This window comes from Stenotrophomonas sp. 115C5 (genome assembly GCF_056861055.1).
Window position 1 is genome coordinate 88,394 of sequence record NZ_JBSPUQ010000013.1, and the last position, 18,741, is coordinate 107,134.

Sequence of the window (18,741 nt, forward strand, 5' to 3'; positions counted from 1 at the left end):
CCGTTGCTCATCGCATGCGGTTGCTGGTGGTCACCAGATCGTTGTATGCGGCAAGGATCGTTGACTGCGTTCCCTCCGGGTCGGTGGTGAGCCAACTGCCCGACGCCTTCCGCTCTGCCGCCAGCGCTTCGGCGGTGATCGGCTTGTGCTGCTCCAGACGCTCGACGCCGCGTCCCGCGGTACGTACCAGCTTGTCCGCCGAACGCTGCACGTGGCCCCACATCGGGTCGTCCTTGCCGACACCGCCGTTCTGGATTTCCGTCACCAGTACCTGATAGTCAGCCAGCTGCGCGCGTAGCGCCGCGACGTCCGGTGCGTCGTCCTGGAACGCCGTGGCCAATCGCTTGCCGTCGCCCAGCAGGCGAAGGTGGTAGTAGGCCAGCGAGCGCCCTTCGCTTTCCTCGATCTGCTTCAGCTGCGCGGCACGGCGATCGTTCTCGTTCTTTTCCAGCGCCACATCCATCGCTTCGCTGGCCTTGAAGAAATCGGCGTAGGCCTGCATCAGCGGGGCATGCTGGCTGCGCATCCCTTCACCGCCATCACGGCGATAGTCCTCGCGGGTGAAGTAGCCATCGGCACGCTCGACCAGGGTGTTCAATGCCTGGAATGCCTGCTGATAGTCACGCGCGGGGCCATCCACCGGCAGTGCCGGGGTCTTCGCCAGCGCGTCGGTCAGTGGCTGGCCGCAGTACTCGACGCGGTGCGACAGCACCTTTCCGGGCGAACGCGGCTGCGCTTCCTTGCCGGTCGGGCCGGCTTCGGGGTCCTTCATCCAGCTGGTGTAGGCCTGGAAGCCCTCGTGGATGGGCTGTTCAACGCCGTTGTAGCACTCGATGTAGGCGTTCACCTTCTCCAGCCCGGGGTCGGCCACGCCCAGCCCTGCCGATTTGTTGCAGCCGCTCAGGCCCGCCACAGCGCCGATCAGCAGCAGCGGCGCGATACGCAGACAGGACGTCGTCCTGGTCTCTCGCATGAGTACTGGTGCGCCGGTCACTGGCGGTTGCTCTGGAAAACGAGCGAGTTGTATTCCTGCATCAGCTTGCTGGCCGAACCGCGCGGCGCCATCGACGGCGAATCAAGCATGCGTCGTTCGAAATCGGTGTAAGGCTTTTTCTCGCTGACGCGCTGCAGCCGCTCCTTGCCTTCGCGCCGGAAATTCTCGGCCCCACGTTCGAAGCCTTCCCAGTCCGACTTGCCCGGCTCCTGGTCTGCAACCTTGGCGTGCGCTTCATCGGAAATGCGGTTGAAGGCATCCAGGCGTTCGCGGGCCTTGGCCTGATCGAAATCATCCTCGCTCATCAGATCCATGATGGCCTTGGCCTCCAGCATCATCGCCAGGCGGTAGTACTCGCGCGTGCGCCCCTCAGCCTGCTCCAGCGCCTTGAGCTGCTCGCGCTGGGCGGCGTCGTTCTGGCGCTCCAGCTCGGCATTGAACGTTTCGCTGGCAGCCACGAAATCCTTGAAGGCGGCCATCAAGGGCGCGTGCAGCTGCTTGCCCTTGGCAAACTGGTCGTCTTCGTAGTCCTGGCGATCGTAGTAGTCGTGCGCGTCCTTGCTGACCGGCACCAGCGCTTTCAGCGCCTGCTGGTAATGGCCTGCAGCAGCATCGAGTTCGGCCAGCGCCGGCTTGGCAGCGATCGCCCCGGTCACCGGGGCGTCGCACTGCTTCATGTCGTAATCGCTGATCTCGAACGGTCCGTACACGTGCGTCTCGCGCCCGGTCGGGCCAGCGTCGACGTCCTTGATCCAGCGCGTGTAGGACTGGATGCTGCCGTGGGTCTTCGAATCCAGCGCGTTGAAGCAGCCGATGTAGGCGTTGAGCTTGGCGGTCAACTGCTGCTGTGTATCGGACGGCGCCGCGCTGGTGTCCGGCGTGCCGGAGGCAGCGGCGCCGCCCGCAGCTGCGGGTGCCTTGCCACCGCAGGCGGTCAGGATCAACGACAACGAAGCGGCCAGCGCCGCGACGGAAAGAGTGCGTGACATGTGTTCACATCCCTGTTGAAAACGATTACAGCCACGCATTCTAGCGCAGCAGGCCGAGGGTCGCAGCCCTCGGCCTCTTCCGGCGACGCGTGGTCAATCCAGGAACAGATCCGGCAACAACGGACGCGACGGATCCACCGCATAGCCCGAAAGATCGGTGATACCGGCCTGCGCCAGCACTTCATCGTCGATCAGGAACTGGCCGTGGAAGCCCGCCGCTTCGCGCACCAGTACCGCGTGTGCGGCGTCGGCCATGATCTGCGGCGTGCGGCAACCGGCCGCATCCACGCCCGGAATCATGTTGATCGCATCGGTGGCGATCACCGTGCGCGGCCACAACGCGTTCACCGCCACGCCCTGCGGGCCGAATTCCGCGGCCAGGCCCAGGGTGACGAAGCTCATGCCCATCTTCGCCAGCGTGTAGCCGGTATGTGCGCCCCACCACTTCGGCTCCAGGCTCGGCGGCGGTGCCAGGGTCAGGATGTGCGGGTTCGGCGCCTGCAGCAGGTACGGCAGGCAGGCCTGCGCACACAGGAAACTGCCGCGCGCATTGACCTGCTGCATCAGGTCGAAACGCTTCATCGGCGTATCCAGCGTGCCGCGCAGCCAGATCGCGCTGGCGTTGTTGATCAGGATGTCGATGCCACCGAAGGTGTCGACCGTGGCCGCCACCGCCGCCTGCACCTGCTCTTCCTCGCGGATGTCGCACTTCAGCGCCAGGCCCTGCCCGCCTGCAGCCGTCACCGCTTCGGCGGCGGTGTGGATGGTGCCCGGCAGCTTCGGATTCGGCACCGACGACTTGGCCGCAATGGCCACATTGGCGCCGTCGCGCGCAGCGCGCAGTGCGATGGCCAGGCCGATGCCACGCGAGGCACCGGTGATGAAAAGCGTTTTGCCCTGCAGACTGCCCACGTTCCACACTCCAGCGTATGCAATGAGCCGCTAGTATGCCGCGCCGACGCGGAGTTCACCCGCCCTTGACGATACTCGGGCCTCCAGACAACGCACGAGGTCCACGCCATGCGCCGTTCCCGCCTGTTGCTGCCTGCCCTGGGGCTTGCCCTGCTGACCGCCTGCCAGGGCCGTTCGCCGGAACCCGGCAAGGAGCCGCCCGCCGGTGACGCGCCAAGTGCGGAGAAGGCCGCCGCCGACGGCAAGATGCGCTGGAGCGAGGCGGTGGTCTGGGATGGCGACCTCAACGCCTGCCGCCAGGGCGAGAATGCGGCCACCCGGGATTGCCTTCGCGACGCGATGCGCGCCGGTGGCGCCAGTGCCGAGGCCATCACCGCCGCCGAGCAGTTGTCCACCGGCGGTGAGTTGGCCTATGTGACCGCCTGGCACGAGAACGAAGGACTGGGCATTGCCACGGTCGAGTATCCGTTCCGCGCCAACACCAATGAAGGTACCCGTCTGGTTGATGCCAGCGGCAAGCGCATCGATGTGGATGCCGTGCAGTTGGACGACACCCTGCGTGCCGACCCCACTGTGCAGGAACTGCTGAAGGCCAACCCGCAAGCCACGCCGTTCGCACCGGCGCAGTCGGCCGGCGCCTCGCCGCTGGAGAACGGTGGCATCCGTTTGCTGTACCGCACGCCGCTGCGCGACTGCCACGCCTGCCCGGATGTGGGGCAGTTGCAGATTGCCTATGACTTCGACGCCAAGCGCAACTTCATCGGCCAGCAGGTGGTGCCGGCGACGCCGTAAGGCCACCGCCCCCTGTAGAGCCGAGCCATGCTCGGCTCATTGAATGCAGCCGAGCATGGCTCGGCTCTACATTTCTATTCCTGGTACAGCACTGCCACGCCATCACCACGGGCAAGCCGTTTCACCTGATCCAACGTATCCACCGCCATCACGGAGTACGTGACCTCCACGCCGGAGTGCAGGCGCCCCTCGGCGGTGTCCTGACCAGGCTCCACAGATATCAGCTTGCGGATTCCGGCGAATCGATAAAGGTACGGCCTACCGTCTTCACCCACCAGGCGACCGGTCAGATCCTCATACCCGGAAGCAAGCGCTTCTGCATTCTCAAGAGCGTGTTCATCGTTGTCGGCACTGATCAGGTACACGTTCTCATGCACCAGGAACGAGCCCTGGCCTGGGCTCTCGTAATAGAAAATTGCGTGCGCGCAATACCACATGCATCACCTCGATCATTCTCTTGCGGATTGTCCCTGGTTTGGATGTCGCGAGCCTTCTGCTGCCGATGGAATCCACATTCATGCGGCACTGGGCAATGAGCCGTTTAGCCGTTGAGCAGCCCGCGGATCACAAACCGCATCCACGCATGGCGTGGATCTACCGGTACGCCTGCACCTGCTTCTCCAGCAGATGCGGCACGATCAACCGGTGCACCGGCGCAACCGGCAGCATGTACACGCGCCCGAACGCGTTGTGCGTATGCACCACGGTCGCCACTTCCAGCACGTCGCCCTGCCACTGCAGGGCCAGCTGCACACGCAAGTGGCGGTCGTTGTCCTCCAGCACGATCGCATCGTCATCCATCGACTGCAGGGTGAAGATACCCAGCCGCTGGCCGGGTTGAGGATCTTCGACAACCTGCACCGCCCGCAACGAGCCCAGATGCTTCATGCCGAGCAGGCGCATGCCGTGGTTGCGCAGCGCCATCAGCCCATCGAACCAGCCGGGAATGGTCGCGGCCATGTCGCAGTAGGCCTGCAGTGCGGTACGCCCGTCGCGCCGGGTGGTGGCCTGACAGGCGTGCACGAAGTCGGCACCAGGCAACTGCGCACGCAACACATTGCCCGCGCTCGGCGGGCCGGTCACTACCCGCGATACCTTCACGGCTTGGGCCCCTGCCCTTCGTTGTCTTCCCAATGCAGGATGCGGCGGGTGACGAAGCGGTAGACCGGCTTGCCGGTAGCAAACCACAGTTCGCGCACCCACGAGGTGCGCTTGAGCAACCGCTTCTCCACCGGCGTAAGCAATTCACGGCAGTACATGCGCTTGTGCTTGAGCAGGTGGCGCAGGTCCTCGCGGGCCAGCAGGCGCATCCAGCGCGAGCGAGGGTTGCCGATCACCGCCAGCTGGAAGTCGATCAGCGCCGGCCGTCCATCTTCAGTGACCAGCCAGTTGGCTTCCTTGGCGAGATCGTTGTGGGCCACGCCGTTGCGATGCAGCTGCTGCAGCAGCCGGCGCGCGGCGCGGAACCAGGCCAGGTCGCCGCGCGGCGGACGCTGGTACATGGCGTCGCCGGCCATGAAGCTGCGATCCAGGTGATGGCCATTCCAGGCCAGCAGCTGCGGTACGTCGGCCATGCCGTGAATGTGCTGCAGCGCGCGGGCTTCACGGCGGGCCAGCCACCACGCAGGCAGCCGCAACCACAGCGGCGTGGCGCCCAGATCACGGCGCACGAAGGGGCCATCAGGCCCTTTCACAAGGAGGATCTGGCCGAAGCTGTCGGCCTTCAAAGCATGCGGTTGAGCGTCGGGCGTATGTGGCATGAGCCCATTCTAGGCGATGGCACTGGTTGCAAACGGTCACGAAGCGGCTGGGAACCAGTCACCTTCACGCCCCTATAATCGGGCAATGGACTCTTCATGGATCGACGCCACCCTCGCGTGGATTGCCGCTCATCCCGTGTTGGCGGGTGCGGTCATTTTTCTGATCGCCTTCTGCGATGCGGTCATCATTCTCGGCGCGATCGTGCCGGCGCTTCCGTTGCTGTTCGCGGTGGGCGTGTTCATCGGCCTGGGCCAGATCTCCGGGCCGTACGCGGTGGCGGCGGCAGCCCTGGGCGCGTTCGCCGGTGACGGCATCAGTTACTGGATCGGCCGCCGCTGGGGCGACCGGCTGCGTGGCATCTGGCCGTTCAGCCGCTACCCGCAGCTGCTCGACCGCGGCGAGAACCTGTTCCGCCGCAATGCGTTCAAGAGCATCCTGGTGGCGCGCTACGTCGGCGCGATCCGGCCGTTCGTACCGGCCATCGCCGGCATGATGAAGATGCCCGCCAGCCGCTACGTGCAGGCCAGCGGCATCGCCAGCATTTCCTGGGCGGTACTGTTCCTGGCCCCGGGCTGGATCCTCGGCGAAGCGTATGACGCGGTGGCTGCCGTGGCCGGGCGGCTGGTGGTGGTGGTCGGCCTGCTGGCGGTAATCCTTGGCCTGGTCTGGGCCATCGTGCTGTACGGCTACCGCTGGTCGGCCGCGCGCATGGACAACTGGCTGGCACGCCTGCTGGACTGGTCCAACCGCCACCCGACGCTGGGCCGCTATACCGTCGGCGTGCTTGATCCCAAGCGCCGTGAATCGGTGCCGCTGGCAATGCTGGCGTTGATGCTGCTGGTACTGGGCTGGGGCTGGTTCGCGTTGCTGACCGTGGTGGTCGCGCACGGCGAGCCGCTGGCGATCGACCTGCTGGTGCACCAGGCCATGCTGGCGCTGCGCAACCCGCTGGCCGATTACCCGATGGCCGCGCTGGCGTCGCTGGGCGCCTGGCAGGTACTGCTGCCGGCCACCGCTGCAGCGATGGGCTACCTGATCTGGCGCCGGCGCTGGATGGCGGCCGCACATTGGCTGGCTGCCCTCGCCTTCGGCCTGGCGCTGACCATGCTGCTGGGTGCCACCGTGGATGTGGTGCGCCCGGTCGACGCCAGCAGTGGCTTCGGCTTCCCTTCGGTGTCGGTGACCATGGCCACCATCACCTTCGGCTTCTTCGCGGTGCTGATCGCCCGCGAGATGCCCGGCCGCACCCGCGTCTGGCCCTACCTGGTGTCGGGCATCGTGGTCAGCCTGATCGGCTTCTCGCGCCTGTACCTGGGTGCGCATTGGCTGAGCGACGTGATAGGCGGCATGCTGTTCGGCACGTTCTGGCTGCTGGTGCTGGGCATCGCCTACCGCCGCCGCTTCAACCGTTCGTTCTGGGTGAAACCGGTGGCCTGGCTGTTCTATGGCGTCTTCGCCGTGGCGGCCATGTGCTATGCGCCGCGCAACATCCCGGTGAAGCTGGAACGCTTCGAACCGACCCTGCCGGCACCACAGGCGATGGACATGCAGGCCTGGTGGCAGCACGACTGGGTGACGCTGCCGGCGCGCCGCAATGAGTTCGACGACGACCAGCGCTGGCCGCTGGACGTGCAGGTGGCCGGGCCGCTGGCACCGCTGCAAGCGCAGCTGGAAGCACGCGGCTGGAAGCGGCAGGAACAGGCGGGCTGGCAACAGGCGCTGCTGATGCTGGACAAGAACACCGGCGCCGACGAACTACCGGTGCTGCCGGCCACGCTGGACACCCGCGTGGAAGCACTGCTGATGGTGCGCCAGGGCGCGCAGCCGGATGAGCGCTATGTGCTGCGCCTGTGGCCGGCGCCCGCGCAGCTGCAGCCGGGCAGCACGCCGCTGTGGCTGGGCAGCGCGCAGACCCTGCGCTACGAGCGCCACTTCGAATGGATCGGCATGTGGCACCCGTTGCGTGGTGTCGACCCGGCATTGAATGCCGTGAAGGACGCCGTGCAGGACCTGCCGCAGCGCGAGGATGTGCACAGCGAAACCGGGTTGCCGGTGCTGCGGTTGAAGACCACCACGCCCTGACCGGTACCGGTGCGCGGCCACCCACTGTAGAGCCGAGCCCATGCTCGGCTGCCCTTCGCGGGATCCATCAAGCCGCGCAAGGGCTCGGCTCTCCCGTCGATCCACGCCATACGTGGATGGCATTCCCCGCATACCCCAGCGTGTGCACCAAGGTGCACACCCACCCGGGGCAGGCTGTTACGGCATCCAGCCCAGCAACTGCTGCAGTCGCTGGTGCGGATCATCCATCTGCAACAGCTGCAGGCGCTGCTGCTCACTCAGCGGCAGCAGCTCGGCCAGCCGCCAGCCGACCCAGCTGGCCTGGTCCAGCAGCGCCGGGTTGGCCGGCGCATAGGCCTCACCGGCCTGTTCGATGATGTGCCCCAGCACCGTGGCCAGCAGCGCATGCTGCGGCCGCAGTTCGTCGTCGGGGTCTTCATCGCACCAGCGCACATCGGCTACCACCAGCCCGTTGTCACGCACACGGGTGCGCTCGACATGGAAACGGCGGGTGCCGCGCAGACGCAACTGCAGCACGCCGTCGGCGCCGACATCGAAGTCTTCGATGCGCACCTGCACGCCATACGCGGCCGGCGTTGCCGGGGCTCCCACTTCCTGGCCGTCGAGGATCAGGCAGACACCAAAGCCCTCACCACTGCGGCCGCTGTCGCGTACCAGATCCAGGTAGCGCCGTTCGAACACGCGCAGGCCCACCGCCGCACCCGGCACCAGCGTGGTGTGCAGCGGAAACAGCGGCAGCGAACCGTCGACGCTCATCGGGCCTGCAGCGCGGCAAGGAAGCGGCGCGGTGCGCCGTCGAAGCCACCGTTGGACATGAACACCACGTGGTCACCCCTGCGCGCGCTGGCCTGCAATTGCGCCAGCAGCGCGTCGGTATCGGGCACCGCGTGCGCTTCGCCACGCACTGCGGCGATCACCGCAGCAGCGTCCCAGGCCAGTTCCGGGCGATGCAGGAACACCACTTCATCGGCCAGCGCCAGCGAGGGTGCCAGCGCCTGCGCGTGTGCGCCCAGCCGCATCGAATTGCTGCGCGGCTCCATCGCGACCACGATGCGCGCATCGCCCACCTTGGCGCGCAGCCCTTCCAGCGTGGTGGCGATTGCGGTCGGGTGGTGGGCGAAATCGTCGTAGACGGTGATGCCCTCGTGGCTGCCGATCACTTCCATGCGCCGCTTGACGCTGCGGAAGCGCGCCAGCGCCGGGATCACCTCGGCCGGCGCGACACCCACCGCATGTGCGGCTGCCAGAGCCGCCAGGCCGTTGAGGACGTTGTGGCGTCCCAGCAACGACCACTGCACATCACCCAGTGCCTGCCCGCGGTGGTGCACGCGGAACGCGCTGCCATCGGCAGCCAGCAGTTCGGCATGCCATTCCAGCGACGGATCGAAGCCGAAGCGCTCGATCGGGGTCCAGCAGCCCATCGCCAGCACTTCGGCCAGATGCTGATCCTCGCCATTGACGATCAGTCGGCCACGCGCCGGCACCGTGCGCACCAGGTGGTGGAACTGGCGCTGGATCGCGGCCACGTCCGGGAAGATGTCGGCGTGGTCGTATTCAAGGTTGTTGAGGATGGCCACCAGCGGCCGGTAGTGCACGAACTTGCTGCGCTTGTCGAAGAATGCGGTGTCGTACTCGTCGGCCTCGACCACGAACTCGCGGCCCTGGCCCAGGCGGGCGGAGACGCCGAAATCCTCGGCGACGCCGCCGATCAGGAAACCGGGAGAACGACCGGCGCTTTCCAGCAGCCAGGTGAGGATGGTGGTGGTGGTGGTCTTGCCATGGGTACCGGCCACGGCCAGCGTGTCGCGGCCCGGCAGCACCTGTTCGGACAGCCACTGGGCACCGGAAATGTAGCGCTGGCCGGCGTCGAGCACGGCCTCAACGGCGGCATTGCCGCGCGAGAGTGCGTTGCCGATCACCACGTCGTCGGTGCCCGGTGGCACGCTGTCGGCGCGGTAGCCCTGGTCCAGGGTGATACCCAGCTGCTCGAGCTGGGTCGACATCGGCGGATAGATGGCCTGGTCGCTGCCACTGACCGTATGGCCCAGTTCCCGCGCCAGGGCGGCCACGCCGCCCATGAAGGTGCCGGCGATTGCAAGGATATGTACGCTGCTCATGACCGAGGATTGTGACCGATGACGGCTGTATAGGGCCAATGTCCGATCCGGGGTAAGACAAGTCCTACACAGGATGTGAGAAAACTCCAATCTTCTGTCAGGGAAATCCCGATAGCGATGTTCTGTGAACCCGGACACAATTCGAACTGCCAGCCGCAGTACCCGAACCGGTCCTACTCCCCAAGAGGCCATCCCCAAGGGAGCTCATGCTGCGGGGCCCTGAGCAAGCCCTCTGCTGGCGCCTATCAAACGACACAGGCCTGGTCCTCGCGGACCAGGCCTGTGTTTTTTGCGCCCGAAGGGCCGGCAGTGCACCGGCCCTGCAGGATCAACCCTTGATCGCCGCCAGGATGCGGGCTTCGATCTCGTCCAGCTCGCCGACGCCATCGACGCGGGCCAGGGTGCCACGGCCGGCGTAGAAGTCCACCACGGGGGCAGTCTGGTCGTTGTAGACCTGCAGGCGCTGGCGCACCGCTTCCGGCGTGTCATCGGCGCGGCCCTGCTCCTTGGCGCGACCGGCGATGCGGTCGACCAGCAGCTCGGTGGCCACGTCCAGCTGCACCACGGCATCCAGCGGCTGGCCGATCTTGGCCAGCAGGCCGTCCATCGCATTGGCCTGGGCCACATTGCGCGGGTAGCCATCGAGGATGAAGCCCTTGGCGACATCGGCCTGGGTCAGGCGCGACTCCAGCATGCCCAGCAGGATGTCGTCCGACACCAGGTTGCCGGCATCCATCACCGTCTTGGCCTGCTTGCCCAGCTCCGTGCCGGCGGCGATTTCCGCGCGCAGCATGTCACCGGTCGAAATGTGGGCGATCCCCAGCTTTTCCTTCAGGCGCGTCGCCTGTGTCCCCTTGCCCGAACCGGGCGGTCCCAACAGAACCAATCGCATTGACCTGACTCCAACGTGTTGAAAACAAAGAAGGTTCGCGTCCCGGACGGACCGGTATCGCTGCACCGCAATAGCGCCACTTTACCGCATCCGGGTAATGTCCCTGCAATGTCCCCTCCCCCGAGCAGGTAGAAGCATGCGCAACGGTACTCTCCTCTACGCCCAGTCCGGCGGTGTCACCGCGGTCATCAATGCCACGGCGGCAGCGGTGATCGAGCAGGCCCGGGCCAAGGGCATCAAGGTCCTTGCCGCCCGCAACGGCATCCTCGGCGCGCTGCGCGAGGAGCTGATCGACACCAGCAAGGAGAGCGCCGCCGCGATCCGCGCCCTGGCCCATACCCCGGGTGGCGCCTTCGGCTCGTGCCGGGTGAAGCTGAAATCGCTGGACGCCGACCGCGCCCGCTACGACCGCCTGCTGGAGGTGCTGCGCGCGCACGACGTTCGCTGGTTCCTCTACAACGGCGGCAACGACTCGGCCGATACCGCACTGAAGGTCTCGCAGCTGGCCAAGGCCTCCGGCTACGACCTGACCTGCATCGGCGTGCCCAAGACCATCGACAACGACCTGGCAGTGACCGACACCTGCCCCGGCTTCGGCTCGGCGGCCAAGTACACCGCCGTCTCGGTGCGCGAAGCGGCGCTGGACGTGGCGGCGATGGCCGAGACCTCCACCCGCGTTTTCATCTACGAGGCCATGGGCCGCCATGCGGGCTGGCTGGCTGCGGCCGCCGGCCTTGCCGGCAACGGCGATGACGAAGCGCCGCACATCATCCTGCTGCCCGAACGCGCCTATGACGAGGCGGCGTTCCTGGCCAAGGTCAAGGCCGTGGTCGACCGCGTCGGCTACTGCGTGGTGGTGGCGTCGGAAGGCATCGCCACCGCCGATGGCCGCTTCGTCGCCGACGCCGGTGGCGGCAAGGACTCGTTCGGGCACTCGCAGTTGGGCGGCGTGGCCGCGCACCTGGCCGGCCGGGTCAAGGACCAGCTGGGCCTGAAGGTCCATTGGGCGCTGCCCGATTACCTGCAGCGCTCGGCCCGCCACCTGGCCAGCAAGACCGACTGGGAGCAGGCGCAGGCGGTCGGCAAGGCCGCGGTGCAGCTGGCGCTGAAGGGCCAGAACGGCGTGATGCCGGTGATCGTGCGCAGCAGCGACGCACCGTACCGCTGGAAGATCGAAGCGGCGCCGCTGTCGAAGATCGCCAACCATGAAAAGAAGATGCCCGCCGGCTTCATCCGCCGCGACGGCTTCGGTATCACCGCCAAAGCGCGCGCCTACCTGTCGCCGCTGATCAAGGGCGAAGCCCCGCTGCCGTATGGCACCGATGGACTGCCCAAGTACGTCACCCTCAAGAACGTGGCGGTGAAGCAGAAGCTGCCGGCCTTCGAAGGCTGAGGTGCACCTGCGCCCTGTGTGGAGCACAGGGCGCATTGCAGCGACCACCGAAGCACCCCACAATCGGGCTCCGGCCCGGGGCAAAGGGGCCGCCGCAAGCCAGATTCGACGCTGCCCGGCCACCTGGCCTGGGCCTGTGCTGCCATTTCACAAGGACTGTAACCATGAAGCACCCGATCCTGATCGCCGCGCTGCTGTGCGGTGCTGCCGCACCCGCCTTCGCTGCGACCTGCGAAAGCAACTTCCAGAAGAAGGGCAATCCCTTCGTCGGCACGACCTTCACTTCATCGGTCACCCATCCGGACCTGACCGTGGCGAGTGCCATCGGCCAGATGCGGGTGATCGCCAAGAACGCCAACATGGACGTCCTCAGCGAGGACGTGGAAGGCGGCTCGATGCTGATCGAAGAGCCGGAATCCATGGCCCACAAGCCGATCCCGATGATCATCAGCGCCACTTCCGAAGGCGGCCAGGGCACCGTCGGCATGGTGGTGAAGGTCAACAAGGGCGCCATTGCCTCGGCCGATGGCGTGCGCGAAGAAATGTGCAAGCTGCTCAACCAGATCAAGCCGGGCAAGGCTGGCGAACAGGCAGCCAAGGCCACTCCGCAGGCGTCGGTGGTAACGATTGCCGCCGACCGCTTCGGCTTCCAGCTGCGCAACCAGAACAAGGACAACCCGGCCGCGGTCGAGCCGCGCTACAAGGGCAAGACCTACGCCATCACCGGTCGCATCACCACCGTGCTGCGCAGTGGCGGCACCTACAACACCAGCTTCGACCTGCCCAGCGATGGCAGCATCGACTTTGAGCGTGTGGCCATTTCCTGCTCGTTCGCAGCCAACCAGGCCGCGTATGCGCTGGCCCTGCGCCCGCGCGAGAAAGTGACGCTGACCGGCGTGGTCGACAGCTACGACCAGATTGGTCGTGTGCTGTGGCTGAAGGACTGCCGCGGCAACTGATCCGCTGCCGGCATTGGAAAAGGCCCGGGTGCGCAAGCGCCCGGGCCTTTTCGTTTCCACAGCGGTTCACGCCTGGCGCACGTGCATCGCTGGATGATGGATGCGCCGCCTGGAGATCATCATGGCATTGCGTGTTGTTCGACTGGGTATGCCGCGCCACCCCAGCGAGGGGCTGCGTATCGGTACCGTGCGGCGCCCGCCGCGTGGCGTGCCGCGCAGCGAGTTCGCCCGGCAGGACTGGTATGACGTCTGGTTCCCGACCCTGTCACCCAGCGCCGAGCTGGTGAAGCAGGCGCATGAGGCGAAGTCGGCCGCCGACTGGACTGCGTTCTTCCGCCACTACAAGGCCGAGATGAGGGCGCCGGATGCGGCCCACGCGCTGGACCTGCTGGCCGCGATGTCACGGCACAGCGACATCAGCGTAGGGTGCTACTGCGAGGATGAAATGCATTGCCATCGCAAGGCATTGCGCGAGTTGCTGGTAGCGCGGGGGGCGAAGCCGGCCGGAGAATGATGGCGCGCCGCAGTAGATCCACGCCATGCGTGGATGCGGCATCGGTGCCGACCAACGGTCGGCACCCACCTGTATCAATTACAGGCCTTGCCTTCCATCTGCAGCTGCGCGGCGAACATGGTCACCTGCGGAATCTGGCCGGCCGCGGCCTGCTTCTTGGCCTCTTCCAGATAGATGCGCGACTGGCCTTGACCGTCCAGCTCGACCTTGTTGCTCGACGGCAGTCGCCAGACGCGCACCACCGCCTGCTGTGCCGGGCATGCTGCGCTGGGCACGCGGATCACATCATTGAGCTTCCAGCCCTTGTCGGCACTTGGCTGTGCCTTGGCGTAGTCGACGAAGCGCGCGCGTGGCTGGCACTGCTCGCTGGTCCGCACCGGCGCAAAGCGGTACGGCTCGGCCGCCTGGCCGGTGAAGGCACCTTCCAGGCGCGCGCAGGCCTCGGGGATCTGCCGCAGGGTGTGCACTGCGCCCACTGCCTGGGGAGCGCCCACGGCGCGCTGCAGCTCCGGGGTTTCCGCGGCGAGTGCCGGTACGGCCGGGACCAGGGCGGCAAGCATCAACAGGGACAGGCGCATGGGGAATCTCCTACGGGACTGTGCGCAGGCTTGCAGAGGCTGGCTTAACGGGGTGCAAAGGCCTGCGGCTCTCGAATCTTGCCCCTGGCCCGGCGCCATGCGCCGCGGCTCGCAGGAGCCAGTCGAGCACGGCTCGACTCTACAGTGCGCCGAACGCATACTGCGGGCACCAGGGAATGCTGAACACCGCCATACGTCGGACGACCACCAAGGTCGGTACGGGTTGGTTCCAGGCTGCAGCCCGTCGTCCCCCTTGTGGTGCAGTTCATCGCCACTGGATGCTTGTCCATCCATTCTGCGGAGGGGTCTAATGCTGGAACGTCATGGGCTGTCATTGGCGCTGGGCTGCGCCATTCTCGCGATCCTGTACGGAATCGTCTCGGCGCGCTGGATCCTGCGCCAACCCACCGGCAATGAACGCATGGTCGCCATCGCCACGGCCATCCAGGAAGGCGCGCGCGCCTACCTCAACCGCCAGTACCTGACCATCGGCATCGCCGGCGTGGTGCTGTTCGTGCTGGTCGGCATCTTCCTGAGCTGGTACACCGCGATCGGCTTCGCGGTCGGTGCGGTGCTGTCCGGTGCAGCGGGCTACATCGGCATGAACGTGTCGGTGCGCGCCAACGTACGCACCGCAGAGGCCGCGCGCCGCGGCATCAGTGCGGCGATGGACGTTGCGTTCCGCGGCGGTGCGATCACCGGCATGCTGGTGGTCGGGCTGGGCCTGCTCGGCGTGGCGGGTTACTACGCGCTGCTGCTGCGCATGGGCCTGCCGATGGAACAGGCGCTGCATGCGCTGGTCGGCCTCGCCTTCGGCTCATCGCTGATCTCGATCTTCGCGCGCCTGGGCGGCGGCATCTTCACCAAGGGCGCCGATGTCGGTGCCGATCTGGTCGGCAAGGTCGAAGCGGGCATTCCCGAAGACGACCCGCGCAATCCGGCGGTGATTGCCGACAATGTCGGTGACAACGTGGGCGACTGCGCCGGCATGGCCGCCGATCTGTTTGAAACCTACGCGGTCACCGTGATCGCCACCATGCTGCTGGGCAGCCTGATGCTGGCCGAGGCCGGTGCCAATGCGGTGCTGTATCCGCTGGTGCTGGGCGGTGTGTCGATCATCGCTTCGATCATCGGCGCGCTGTTCGTGAAGGTGAAGTCCGGCGGCTCGATCATGGGCGCGCTGTACAAGGGCGTGATCGTCTCAGGCGTGCTGGCGGCGATCGCGTTCTATCCGATCACCACCGGACTGATGGCCGACAACGTGCATGGCCCTCTCGCCCTCTACGGCTGTGCATTGATCGGACTGGTGCTGACCGGCCTGATCGTGTGGATCACCGAGTACTACACCGGTACCCAGTACAAGCCGGTGCAACACGTGGCGCAGGCCTCGACCACCGGCCACGGCACCAACATCATTGCCGGCCTCGGCATCTCGATGAAGTCCACTGCGCTGCCGGTGATCGCCGTGTGCGCGGCGATCTGGGGCGCGCACGCGCTGGCCGGGTTGTACGGCATTGCCATCGCCGCCACTGCCATGCTGTCGATGGCGGGCATGATCGTCGCGCTCGATGCCTACGGGCCGATCACCGACAACGCCGGTGGCATCGCCGAGATGGCCGAACTGCCCTCGGAGATCCGCGACATCACCGATCCGCTGGATGCGGTGGGCAACACCACCAAGGCGGTGACCAAGGGCTATGCCATCGGCTCGGCGGCACTGGCCGCGCTGGTGTTGTTCGCCGACTACACGCACAACCTGCAGGCGGCCAATCCCGGCCAGGAGTTCCGCTTCGACCTCAGCGACCACACGGTGATCATCGGTCTGCTGATCGGTGGCCTGATTCCCTACCTGTTCGGCGCGATGGCGATGGAAGCGGTCGGTCGCGCGGCCGGCGCGGTGGTGGAGGAAGTGCGGCGGCAGTTCCGCGAGATCCCCGGCATCATGCAGGGCACCGCCAAGCCGCAGTACGACCGCGCAGTGGACATGCTGACCCGTTCGGCGATCCGCGAAATGATCGTGCCGTCGCTGCTGCCGGTCGCCGTGCCGGTGGTGGTCGGCCTGCTACTGGGGCCGCGCGCACTGGGCGGCCTGCTGATCGGCACGATCGTGACCGGCCTTTTCGTTGCCATCTCGATGACCACCGGCGGCGGCGCCTGGGACAACGCCAAGAAGTACATCGAGGACGGCCACTTCGGTGGCAAGGGGAGCGAAGCGCACAAGGCCGCGGTGACCGGCGATACCGTCGGTGACCCGTACAAGGACACCGCCGGCCCGGCGATCAATCCGCTGATCAAGATCATCAACATCGTGGCGTTGCTGCTGGTGCCGCTGTTGTAGATCCACGCCGTGCGTGGATGGCGGCGCCGAATGGGGTCAGCGCCCTTTCCTGCGGAAAGGGATCCGACCCCATCGTCAATCACCGCCCGCGCAGGAAGAAGGACACCGGCACCATCACGTCCACCGGGTCGCCGGCTACCTCGGCCGGCGGCGCCGGTACCGGGCTGGCACGTCGCACGGTGTCCAGCGTCTCCTGGTCGAGCAACGCGAAGCCACTGCTGCGGCCCAGTGTCAGCCCCGAGACCGCGCCATCCCGGGCCACGGCAAAACGCACGTAGACCACGCCCTGCTGGCGCAGCCGCTCGGCCTGGCGCGGATAGCGCCGATGCTTCTGCAGATGCCCGAGCAGGCGCCCTTCCCAGGTTGCCTCGGCGCGACTGCGTTCGCCGGCCGTGGTCTGCGGTGCGGCATAGCGTGCGGCCGCGTCGGCCGCCACCTGCGGCGGCGCGCTGGTCTGCGCGACATTGGCATCGGCAGTATCCGGCGAGGGCATCGGCTCAGGTGTGCGCGGCGGCGGCAGGTCACCCTGTGGCTGCACCGGTGCCTTGGGTTGCTCGCGCAGGGCCGGCTTCGGCGCCTGTCGCTGCTGTTGCTGCTGCAGGGGCCCGGTTGCCACCTCGCGCGGCGGCACCGGCGGTGCCTGTGCCATCGGCGCAAGTTCCAGCATCAGCGCGGCGGGCGGCGCCGTCGCAGCCAGCACCGGTGCACGCGTCGCCCACCAGCAGGCCGCAACGATCAGCAGCGCATGCACCAGCAGCACGATCGCCAGGCTGGTCGCCCAGCGCCGCAGTCCACTCATCGCGCGCCCTGCTCCAGTCCAACCAGTGCCACCTTCAGGTAGCCCGCCGCACGCAGCGCATCCAGCGTTGCCATCAGTTCACCGTAAGGCACGCGGGTATCGGCACGCAGGAACAGGCGTTGCGAGGTGTCACCGTGGGTGGCTACCTGCAGCGCAGCGGCCAGCCCGTCGCGTGCCACCGCCTGCTCGCCGACACGCAGCGACAGATCGGCCTGCACGGTCACGTACACCGGCGCCTGTTCCGGCGGCGTGGCACCGGCGCTGCTGGCCGGCAGCTGCACCGGTACCGACACGGTGGCCAGCGGTGCCGCCACCATGAAGATGATCAACAGCACCAGCATCACATCGATGAAGGGCGTGACGTTGATCTCGTGCGATTCTTCCGGCGTGTCGTCGCGGTCGGACGCGGTCCTGATGGCCATCGTCGCCTCTCAGTGCACCGCACGCAGCGACGCCGCTGCAGCGCGTGGAACGGCGCGGTCGAGATCGCGCGAGACCAGCTGCTGCACGGCCGCCGACAGATCGCCGAGCAGGCCACGCAGACCGGCCAGCACGCGACTGAAGTGGTTGTAGACCAGTACCGCCGGGATCGCGGCGACCAGGCCGAGCGCGGTGGCCAGCAGCGCCTCGGCGATGCCGGGTGCGACCACCGCCAGGTGGGTGGTGTTGCTGTGGGCGATACCGATGAAGCTGTTCATGATGCCCCACACCGTTCCGAACAGGCCGACAAAGGGCGCCACCGCGCCGATGCTGGCGAGCACACCGATGCCGCGCCGCTGCACGCGCGCGGTCTCCAGCTCGATACGGTCCAGGCGCGATGCAATGCGTTCCTTGATGCCGTCGCGCCCTTCCAGATCCTGCGACAGGCGCAGTTCGGTACGGGCCGCATCCAGCATCGCCCCTGCGATGCCCTGCTGCACATTGGCGTCAGCGCTCTCGCCGGGCAGGCTCGGCGCCTGCAGCAACAACGCGCGCACCGCCCGCAGCTGCCGGGCCTGGCGAGCCAGCTCCCAGCCCTTTGCCAGCAGCACGGTCCAGGTGGCCAGCGACGCCAATGCCAGCGCGATCATCACGGCTTTCACCACCACGTCGGCGGCCAGGTACATGCCCCACGGGGTCAGTGCAGGGGCGGCCACAGGGGCCAGGTCAGCAGGCAGCATCGTCTCGGTTTCCATCAGCATCAGAGGTCGCTGCGCGACGACGGGCCGCGCGCGGATCATTGGCGTCGTCCACTTCCACGACCGGATTGGGCTCCAGCCGCGGTGCAGGTCGACTGAGCACGTAGCCGGCGCTGACCGCGAAGAACAGGCCCACGCCCAACAACAAGCGCCACGACGGGTGCGCGCCCCAACAGAACAGGGCAAAGCCCACCGCCATGCCGGCACTGGCGAACGCCTTGCCCTTGCGCGACACCGCCCCCTGCTCACGCCACAGCCGCAGTGACGGGCCGTAGCGCGGATGCGCCAGCAGGCGCTGCTCGAACTTCGGCGAGCTGCGCGCAAAGCAGCCGACGGCCAGGATCAGGAAGATGGTGGTCGGCATCACCGGCAGCAATGCGCCGATCACCCCGAGGCCGACCATCAGCCAGCCCAGCGCGAACCAGAGCCAGCGCATCAGCGTT

Annotated in this window: 20 protein-coding genes; 6 read left to right on the plus strand and 14 right to left on the minus strand. The window is 67.0% G+C overall.

The genetic code is table 11. The features are described 5' to 3' along the window. Positions 1-7: 7 nt before the first annotated feature. The 3 genes from AC13FN_RS15250 to AC13FN_RS15260 all read right to left on the minus strand — a co-directional run bounded on the left by AC13FN_RS15250 (position 8) and on the right by AC13FN_RS15260 (position 2,895). Complete coding sequence (locus tag AC13FN_RS15250) at positions 8-973, minus strand: YiiG family protein (protein ID WP_482984724.1); 966 nt, start codon at positions 971-973, stop codon at positions 8-10. A 17-nt stretch (positions 974-990) separates the two neighbouring features. Then, positions 991-1,983, minus strand: a complete 993-nt coding sequence (locus AC13FN_RS15255) for a YiiG family protein (RefSeq protein WP_197579230.1) — start codon at positions 1,981-1,983, stop codon at positions 991-993. A gap of 93 nt (positions 1,984-2,076) precedes the next feature. After that, complete coding sequence (locus AC13FN_RS15260) at positions 2,077-2,895, minus strand: SDR family oxidoreductase (RefSeq protein ID WP_019338776.1); 819 nt, start codon at positions 2,893-2,895, stop codon at positions 2,077-2,079. Between the two features lie 108 nt (positions 2,896-3,003). Here AC13FN_RS15260 and AC13FN_RS15265 point away from each other — a divergent pair, with 108 nt between their 5' ends. Continuing rightward, complete coding sequence (locus AC13FN_RS15265; protein ID WP_019338777.1) at positions 3,004-3,687, plus strand: hypothetical protein; 684 nt, start codon at positions 3,004-3,006, stop codon at positions 3,685-3,687. A 74-nt stretch (positions 3,688-3,761) separates the two neighbouring features. On the opposite strand, the gene AC13FN_RS15270 is transcribed toward AC13FN_RS15265, so the two are convergent. The 3 genes from AC13FN_RS15270 to AC13FN_RS15280 all read right to left on the minus strand — a co-directional run bounded on the left by AC13FN_RS15270 (position 3,762) and on the right by AC13FN_RS15280 (position 5,447). After that, positions 3,762-4,124, minus strand: coding sequence for a DUF4288 domain-containing protein (locus AC13FN_RS15270; RefSeq protein ID WP_043400269.1), 363 nt, complete (start codon positions 4,122-4,124; stop codon positions 3,762-3,764). Between the two features lie 157 nt (positions 4,125-4,281). After that, the gene (locus AC13FN_RS15275; RefSeq protein WP_482984725.1) at positions 4,282-4,770 is read right to left on the minus strand and encodes a DUF2867 domain-containing protein; all 489 of its coding nucleotides are present in this window, start codon (positions 4,768-4,770) and stop codon (positions 4,282-4,284) included. 14 nt (positions 4,771-4,784) lie between these two features. Next, the gene (locus AC13FN_RS15280; protein WP_482984726.1) at positions 4,785-5,447 is read right to left on the minus strand and encodes a serine/threonine-protein kinase; all 663 of its coding nucleotides are present in this window, start codon (positions 5,445-5,447) and stop codon (positions 4,785-4,787) included. Between the two features lie 85 nt (positions 5,448-5,532). Here AC13FN_RS15280 and AC13FN_RS15285 point away from each other — a divergent pair, with 85 nt between their 5' ends. Beyond that, positions 5,533-7,530 (plus strand): VTT domain-containing protein, encoded by a 1,998-nt coding sequence (locus tag AC13FN_RS15285; protein ID WP_049481614.1) that lies wholly within the window; start codon positions 5,533-5,535, stop codon positions 7,528-7,530. 177 nt (positions 7,531-7,707) lie between these two features. Here AC13FN_RS15285 and AC13FN_RS15290 read toward each other — a convergent pair whose 3' ends face one another. The 3 genes from AC13FN_RS15290 to AC13FN_RS15300 all read right to left on the minus strand — a co-directional run bounded on the left by AC13FN_RS15290 (position 7,708) and on the right by AC13FN_RS15300 (position 10,539). Beyond that, positions 7,708-8,286 (minus strand): LON peptidase substrate-binding domain-containing protein, encoded by a 579-nt coding sequence (locus AC13FN_RS15290; protein ID WP_010484006.1) that lies wholly within the window; start codon positions 8,284-8,286, stop codon positions 7,708-7,710. Further along, complete coding sequence (gene mpl / locus AC13FN_RS15295) at positions 8,283-9,647, minus strand: UDP-N-acetylmuramate:L-alanyl-gamma-D-glutamyl-meso-diaminopimelate ligase (RefSeq protein ID WP_043400252.1); 1,365 nt, start codon at positions 9,645-9,647, stop codon at positions 8,283-8,285. The genes AC13FN_RS15290 and mpl overlap by 4 nt, the downstream gene beginning before the upstream one ends. A gap of 328 nt (positions 9,648-9,975) precedes the next feature. Next, positions 9,976-10,539, minus strand: a complete 564-nt coding sequence (locus AC13FN_RS15300; RefSeq protein ID WP_010484004.1) for an adenylate kinase — start codon at positions 10,537-10,539, stop codon at positions 9,976-9,978. 136 nt (positions 10,540-10,675) lie between these two features. Here AC13FN_RS15300 and AC13FN_RS15305 point away from each other — a divergent pair, with 136 nt between their 5' ends. The 3 genes from AC13FN_RS15305 to AC13FN_RS15315 all read left to right on the plus strand — a co-directional run bounded on the left by AC13FN_RS15305 (position 10,676) and on the right by AC13FN_RS15315 (position 13,405). Next, positions 10,676-11,932: a 6-phosphofructokinase gene (locus tag AC13FN_RS15305; RefSeq protein ID WP_197645309.1), complete on the plus strand. Its 1,257-nt coding sequence runs from the start codon at positions 10,676-10,678 to the stop codon at positions 11,930-11,932. Positions 11,933-12,096: 164 nt separating this feature from the next. Continuing rightward, positions 12,097-12,891 (plus strand): hypothetical protein, encoded by a 795-nt coding sequence (locus tag AC13FN_RS15310; protein ID WP_019338785.1) that lies wholly within the window; start codon positions 12,097-12,099, stop codon positions 12,889-12,891. 121 nt (positions 12,892-13,012) lie between these two features. Further along, the gene (locus AC13FN_RS15315) at positions 13,013-13,405 is read left to right on the plus strand and encodes a DUF488 domain-containing protein (RefSeq protein ID WP_482984727.1); all 393 of its coding nucleotides are present in this window, start codon (positions 13,013-13,015) and stop codon (positions 13,403-13,405) included. 74 nt (positions 13,406-13,479) lie between these two features. Here AC13FN_RS15315 and AC13FN_RS15320 read toward each other — a convergent pair whose 3' ends face one another. Beyond that, entirely contained in the window at positions 13,480-13,983 is a 504-nt protein-coding gene (locus AC13FN_RS15320) for a hypothetical protein (protein ID WP_010484000.1), read from the minus strand. Between the two features lie 310 nt (positions 13,984-14,293). Between AC13FN_RS15320 and AC13FN_RS15325 the strand changes: the two genes are divergently transcribed. Beyond that, positions 14,294-16,321: a sodium-translocating pyrophosphatase gene (locus AC13FN_RS15325; RefSeq protein WP_482984728.1), complete on the plus strand. Its 2,028-nt coding sequence runs from the start codon at positions 14,294-14,296 to the stop codon at positions 16,319-16,321. A gap of 79 nt (positions 16,322-16,400) precedes the next feature. Here the strand turns inward: AC13FN_RS15325 and AC13FN_RS15330 are convergent, their stop codons facing one another. The 4 genes from AC13FN_RS15330 to AC13FN_RS15345 are packed head-to-tail and all read right to left on the minus strand — an operon-like array spanning position 16,401 to position 18,734. Beyond that, positions 16,401-17,120, minus strand: a complete 720-nt coding sequence (locus AC13FN_RS15330) for an energy transducer TonB (RefSeq protein ID WP_482984729.1) — start codon at positions 17,118-17,120, stop codon at positions 16,401-16,403. Further along, positions 17,117-17,542 carry a TonB system transport protein ExbD gene (gene exbD, locus AC13FN_RS15335; RefSeq protein WP_159360548.1) on the minus strand — a complete coding sequence of 142 codons (426 nt, stop codon included), beginning with the start codon at positions 17,540-17,542 and terminating at the stop codon, positions 17,117-17,119. The genes AC13FN_RS15330 and exbD overlap by 4 nt, the downstream gene beginning before the upstream one ends. A gap of 9 nt (positions 17,543-17,551) precedes the next feature. Further along, positions 17,552-18,280, minus strand: coding sequence for a tonB-system energizer ExbB (gene exbB / locus AC13FN_RS15340; protein WP_482984730.1), 729 nt, complete (start codon positions 18,278-18,280; stop codon positions 17,552-17,554). After that, positions 18,267-18,734: a YbaN family protein gene (locus AC13FN_RS15345; RefSeq protein ID WP_043400233.1), complete on the minus strand. Its 468-nt coding sequence runs from the start codon at positions 18,732-18,734 to the stop codon at positions 18,267-18,269. Before AC13FN_RS15345 ends, exbB begins: the two co-directional genes overlap by 14 nt. Between the last annotated feature and the right edge of the window lie 7 nt (positions 18,735-18,741).